This is a genomic window from Peptoniphilus koenoeneniae, from assembly GCF_030812875.1.
GTDB classification, from domain to species: domain Bacteria; phylum Bacillota; class Clostridia; order Tissierellales; family Peptoniphilaceae; genus Peptoniphilus_B; species Peptoniphilus_B koenoeneniae.
In genome coordinates this window covers 1-5,755 of record NZ_JAUSTN010000013.1, presented here as the reverse complement: position 1 = coordinate 5,755, position 5,755 = coordinate 1, and the positions used below count along the sequence as shown (strand labels likewise).

Genomic DNA, 5,755 nt, shown 5'->3' with positions numbered 1-5,755 from the left:
GAGTCAAGATAAAGATAAAAAGTCCATATTAGGGCAAATAAAAAGCTTTAAGACAGATGACAAAACTAAGTCAACTAAGAAAGACCATAGCAAAGGTGCAGAGAGGTAAATATCGGCAGTCTTCGGACTGCCTTTATTTTTTTGTAAATTTGCAGTATTTACTCATATAAATAAGTTCTAAATGCTCTAAGATAAATACATAAGAAAATAAGTCTTATTGATAGGAGGTTTATAAATGAATGTAATTGAAGTGAAAAACATGAGTAAAAATTTTAAAAACAAGAAGCTTTTTAATAATTTTTCTCTAGAAATTGAAGCTAATACAGTCCATGCCCTTGTTGGTCCTAATGGCGCTGGTAAGACTTCTCTGCTTAGGATACTCACTGGTCTTTATGAATAAGATGGTGGCGAAATTAAGATTAAGGGAAATCATGCAATGTTACTTGAAAATGACTATCTGTATGAAGATAAAACTGGGCTAGAAAATATTAAATTATACGGTGTGTATTTCGATTATGGTTTAGATTCTTATCAAAAATATTCTGACTTGTTAGAAATTACAAATGATCTGGGTAGAAATGTTTCGACATATTCTAAGGGTATGAAGAGAAAATTATCTTTGTTAATTATTGTAATGATGAATAGAGAGATAATATTTTTAGATGAGGTAACTAGTGGGGTAGACCCAATCTCAAGAGTCGAGATAAGAAAGCTTTTAGATAAAAATGCCGCACTTATGTCTCTTATGGCACTTAGCTATAAACCATTATGGATACAGTTAGCAAAAAAAGGATTAAAGAAAACAGATGTAATAGCTATGGCAGGACTTACAACAAATGTTATGGCACAAATGGGCAAGGATAAACCGATTACATTTAAGAATTTGGAAAAAATATGTAAGGCTCTATCTTGCACTCCTAATGATATTATTAGTTTTGAATATGAATTTGAAAAAGAAATTTAAAACTAAAACGAGATGTATTAAAATATAAAAATTGTAATTTTAAATGGTCAAAACACTTGACCATTTTTTAAATCTATGATATACTCAAGTTGAAAATAATTAAACGAATAAAAATATAAGAGCGAACGAAACTATATATAAAGGAGGTAATATAGTTGGAATTTTCAGATGGTGAACTTCTGGTAATGGAAGAATTATGGAAGGGCGATGTATTAGACGAAAATGGAGAAATCCAAGCTCTTGCCTTATCAAAAATATTGATGGAAAAGTACGATATAAGTAAAACCTCTTGCTACACCTTTTTTGGAAGATTAGTAGAAAAAGAAGCGATAGCTAGGAGATATCCTAAATACACAATTAGGGTCCTTGTATCAAGGGAGGATGCTCTTTTGAATAAGCAAAAAGAAGCCTTTCATAAACTTTTCAAAGGATCACTTCTAAATATGTGTAAAACGTTTTTACAAAATGAAGAAGTTACAAAAGAAGAAATAGAAGAAATGAAAAAATTAATAGATAGCTTTGACGAAGAGGACCAAGAGGAAGACAAGGATGGCAATAAGTCTAGTTAGGGTAATTACTTTAGAAAAATCTATAAAAAGTCTTTTTTTACTAGTTATTATTCTTTTAGTTAGACCAATATTAAATAAGAAAGCCTTTAGGTCAGCAAGTATTGTTTTGTGGATAGCTTTATTAATCTACTTAATAAGTCCCTATGAACTTGAAATCGGAATAGAAAATGTAAAGGAAAATTCTATCTTACTTGCTATAACAAATTTTTTTGATCATTCCCTTGGATGGTTAGTAAATAAAATAGGCTCTATATTTTTTAAACTAAATCGACTAATAGGTTCGGTTTTGATTTTTACTTATCTCGTAATAAAAATTTATAAATTTCATAAAGTTATGAAAGGCTCTACGCTTATTGATAACACTTTATGCGAGAAAAAAATAAGTAAATTTGGATTAAAAAGAAAAGTAAGGATTTATATAAATAACAATTTTAAAACACCCCTTACCTTTGGAATTTTAAGACCTAGGATAATCCTACAAGATCATATCTTAGCTGATGAAGAATTACTAGACCATGTTTTGATCCATGAACTAATGCATATAAAGAAATTTCATATCCTACTTAACCACCTGGTAAATATTGTAGCCTGCATATATTGGTACAATCCACTCTTGTGGCTAAGCTTAAAATATATAGACCAAGATATAGAAATAAATTGCGATAAGCTAGTGGTTCAACAATTAGGCGACACAATAAAAAATAGAAAAGAATATTGCATGTCAATGCTAAAACTCGTGGAAAGAGGAATTTATGAAAACAACCTATATTTAAAATTAAATCCCAACATAGAAAGAATGGAGATAATAAAAATATGGAAGAAAACACTTTTGGGACTTATAAGTTTTATCCTTGCCTTTGCTCTTTCTTTGCCAGTTTTTGCCAATGTGACCGACCTAAGTCAAGATAGGGTTGAAGTTCTAGGCCAAGAGCTAAATAATTTTGAGATTAATAATGGGGGAAGGGTTGAAATAATAGGTTATAAAGAATATGAGAAATTAGAATTAGGAAAGATATCGAGTATAAAATCTGACCTAGCAAATATCGACGAACAAATAAAGCTAGGAAGTTTTGAAAATATCCCCTACGAGTTTGAGATTAGTGGTGACGACTACAAAGGTTTTATCATAAATTTAGAAAATATGTCTTGTTCTGGAGGAGTAGAATTTTCAGTAATTATAGAAGAAGATGGAGAAATAATTTATAAGAGAAGATTTGCCACAGACTCTACATTAAAAGTTAAGACACAAAAGGGAAGTGCTTATATTGTAACTGTTTGTAATGAGTCTAATAAAAATTTATCGGGACAAGTAAATATAAATTCTTATACAAGATAAGAGAGGATTTTATGAAGTTTTCAAAAGAAAAAATATTTGGGTTGATGCTAGTATTATTTTTTATGATTAATCTAAGTTCGTGTTTAAATTCTAATGATAAAAATATAAGCAAAGAAAAAGATAAAATCTCTTTGACAGTTAATATTTATGATGAAAAACAAGAAACTTTTAAAGAATTAGTTACAACCCAAGACCAAAAAAGGAAAATTTTAGAACAGTTGAATGAATTGAAGAAAGATTCTAGTTTATATGATTCAAATAATCAATATCTAGGATTGGATAATGCCTATTCTGAAGGAACATATTTAATTAAAGTACATGATAATAAGGAATATGAGATAGAAATAGGAAATGATGATTCCCTTAGTACAGATAATAAATATTGGTACAATATAAAATCGAAAAATAAGGATAAAGAGGGGATATACAAAACTTCTTATAATTTGAAAGAAAGAATAGATCAAATTATATTTGGGGAAGACAAATAGTTAAACAAAATTATATGAGGAGGTAAGAAATGAAAAAAAGATTTACTCTATTAATAGCCATGGTGATGCTGTTAACAGCAATTGCAACAAATGTATTTGCTTCATCAGCAAATAATAACTCAAAAGTCAGCCCGAAAGAATGGCAAGAATGGTTTAATGGTCTAAGTAAAGAGGAACAATTAAGTGTAAACTATGAGCCTGCATCAGCAAATAATAATCCAGAAGTCAGCCCTAAAGAATTGCAAGAGTGGTTTAATGGTCTGAGTAAAGAGGAAAAATTGAGCGTAAACTATGAGCTATTACAATCAATTAGATTGTCGGATAAAGATATAGAATGGTTAAAATGGTATAATACTCTTTCTAAAGAGGAACAATTAGCCGTGAACTATTTTCCAAGTCAACTTTTAAAACTGTTCAGTTCTAATGAAGTTTCAAAAGTTAATAATGATGTTTTTGCAATTTCTAAAGATCCAAATATTTATATTCATAATCAAATTGTAAAGACGGATGTAGTTCCATTTATTAAAAATGAAAGAACTATGGTTCCTTTGAGGATAATTTCAGAAAATCTCGGGTACAATGTTCAATGGAATCAGAAAAAACAAGAAGTAAAAGTATCAGACAGAAATTTAGAAGTAAAGTTATATATTGGGAAGAAAGAAATAATTAACAATAATCATAAAGAAGTCATCGATGTTGCTCCTCTAATTAAAAACGACAGAACTTTCGTACCATTACGATGTATTGCAGAAGCTTTTAATCAAGTTGTAATCTGGGATCAAAAGGCAAGAAATGTTCATATTACTAGAGAAAAGGATATACCTAGTAACAAAAACGATTATATTGGACGGTTTGTATTAATTAATAGTATAGATGTATCTAGCTCAAAAGGTGATAAAAAATCTCCGGAGAGTTTAAGAATAGGTGATGTTGGTTTAATTCTTAAAAGTGAAGGGGATTATTTATACATTGATCTAATAAAACCCCAAGGAGAAGCAATTGAAGATTGGTCTTTTGCCAAAGGATATGTTTTGAAGAAAGATTGTATTTTAAATCCAAGACCTAATGAGCTTGATTTGATTTCTAATGTATGTAGATTAAAAAATGGACAAATTAAAGTCCAAGATTCTATAAACGGAGAAACCTACGAGGTAGACGGAAATAGATTTTCAAACATTAAGAGAAAAGAAAAGAACCAACTATTAATAGAAATGCCTGGTGGTGCAAATAGTGCCTGGGTTTCAAAGAACGACGTTGATTTTGTTTTAGAGTACTTCACAGGAAATCTTAATAATTAATTTATTTAAGACAAGAGTTTTTTGTGAGCGAAATCTAAATACGTTCAAAAGATATTGAGAGGAAAAGCATCTAGAAAATTCTAGGTGCTTTTTTGATGCCTAAAATTAAGGAGGTGAGATATTGGCAAATAGAATAAAAGGGATAACTGTTGAGATTGGTGGGGACACTAGCAAATTACAAACGGCTCTAAAATATGTTAATACGGAGATAAAACATACTCAATCAGAACTGCGTGATGTTAACAAACTTCTTAAACTTGATCCTAGCAATACTGAACTTATCTCACAAAAGCATAAGCTATTAGTTCAGACCATAGAAGAAGAGAAGAACAATTAAAAAGAAAGAAGCAAGAAGAGATAGAAAATCATTATAGAAACATAAATGATATTTCAAAAGACATAAAATTTTAATAATGAAACTTTGAAAGTGATAGCAGAAATGTTATCTCTTTTTATATTACAAGAAAGGAGTTTTGTATGAAAAAATTAGATCAAATAAGACAAGAGTCAAAAGAAATAAAAGAAAAAATTGATGATACAGAAGAAAGATTAAGGCAACTAAAAAATCAAGAAAAGAAGATATTAAAACAAGACATAGTAAAAAGAAAAAAAGAAAGAACTCATAGGCTCATAACAAGAGGAGCAATCTTAGAAAGTCTTATAGAAAATGCAAAAGAGGAGCTAACAAAGCCATTTGAAAAGGCTGATGAGCTTAAGAACAAAACTCTAAGATTAGCTGAAATAAACAAGCTACTTGATCTTGGCGATGTTAACGAGATTGAAAACAACTCGCCACTGCTTGAAGATTTCAAAAGAACTATAATAGATTATGCTAATTACGAATTTTCAGAAGACAATCCTTACGAAGCTTTTGATAAATTGTATCCTGACTTAGAGCATATAAGTTTAGCGTTTACTCATACACCTGATGACAAACACACTATTCAATATGAAATAAATGCTGAAAACAAATCATGGACGCAATATGTAGACGATATGCCTATAAGAACAGAATCATTCTTAGAAGATGGTGTATCTGAGCAAGAGGCTATCAATAATATGATTGAGGTTATAAAAATGTCAAGTTTTGATGACCTTAT

At 29.6% G+C, this 5,755-nt stretch carries 6 protein-coding genes and 3 pseudogenes; all 9 read left to right on the top strand.

Annotation, left to right across the window (positions count from 1 at the left end):
- Window positions 1-109 (top strand): annotated as a pseudogene (locus J2S72_RS08675) (DNA-binding protein); the annotation flags it as partial.
- 126 nt (window positions 110-235) lie between these two features.
- Window positions 236-664, top strand: a pseudogene (locus J2S72_RS08670) (ATP-binding cassette domain-containing protein); the annotation flags it as partial.
- Window positions 638-964: a helix-turn-helix domain-containing protein gene (locus tag J2S72_RS08665; RefSeq protein ID WP_442417719.1), complete on the top strand. Its 327-nt coding sequence runs from the start codon at window positions 638-640 to the stop codon at window positions 962-964. The pseudogene J2S72_RS08670 and the gene J2S72_RS08665, both read left to right, overlap by 27 nt.
- Window positions 965-1,119: 155 nt before the next feature.
- Window positions 1,120-1,533, top strand: coding sequence for a BlaI/MecI/CopY family transcriptional regulator (locus tag J2S72_RS08660; RefSeq protein WP_023054958.1), 414 nt, complete (start codon window positions 1,120-1,122; stop codon window positions 1,531-1,533).
- The gene (locus J2S72_RS08655; RefSeq protein ID WP_307495371.1) at window positions 1,514-2,869 is read left to right on the top strand and encodes a M56 family metallopeptidase; all 1,356 of its coding nucleotides are present in this window, start codon (window positions 1,514-1,516) and stop codon (window positions 2,867-2,869) included. The genes J2S72_RS08660 and J2S72_RS08655 overlap by 20 nt, the downstream gene beginning before the upstream one ends.
- 11 nt (window positions 2,870-2,880) lie before the next feature.
- Complete coding sequence (locus tag J2S72_RS08650) at window positions 2,881-3,357, top strand: hypothetical protein (protein WP_023054959.1); 477 nt, start codon at window positions 2,881-2,883, stop codon at window positions 3,355-3,357.
- Window positions 3,358-3,386: 29 nt separating this feature from the next.
- Window positions 3,387-4,655, top strand: a complete 1,269-nt coding sequence (locus tag J2S72_RS08645) for a copper amine oxidase N-terminal domain-containing protein (RefSeq protein WP_023054960.1) — start codon at window positions 3,387-3,389, stop codon at window positions 4,653-4,655.
- A gap of 121 nt (window positions 4,656-4,776) precedes the next feature.
- Window positions 4,777-4,992: a hypothetical protein gene (locus tag J2S72_RS08640; protein ID WP_036739098.1), complete on the top strand. Its 216-nt coding sequence runs from the start codon at window positions 4,777-4,779 to the stop codon at window positions 4,990-4,992.
- A 140-nt stretch (window positions 4,993-5,132) separates the two neighbouring features.
- Window positions 5,133-5,402, top strand: a pseudogene (locus J2S72_RS08635) (DUF3847 domain-containing protein); the annotation flags it as partial.
- Window positions 5,403-5,755: the final 353 nt, after the last annotated feature.

Coding starts and splice junctions, on each gene's coding strand:
- J2S72_RS08665 (WP_442417719.1), top strand. CDS start 638: ATGAATAGAGAGATAATATTTTTAGATGAGGTAACTAGTGGGGTAGAC.
- J2S72_RS08655 (WP_307495371.1), top strand. CDS start 1,514: ATGGCAATAAGTCTAGTTAGGGTAATTACTTTAGAAAAATCTATAAAA.
- J2S72_RS08650 (WP_023054959.1), top strand. CDS start 2,881: ATGAAGTTTTCAAAAGAAAAAATATTTGGGTTGATGCTAGTATTATTT.
- J2S72_RS08645 (WP_023054960.1), top strand. CDS start 3,387: ATGAAAAAAAGATTTACTCTATTAATAGCCATGGTGATGCTGTTAACA.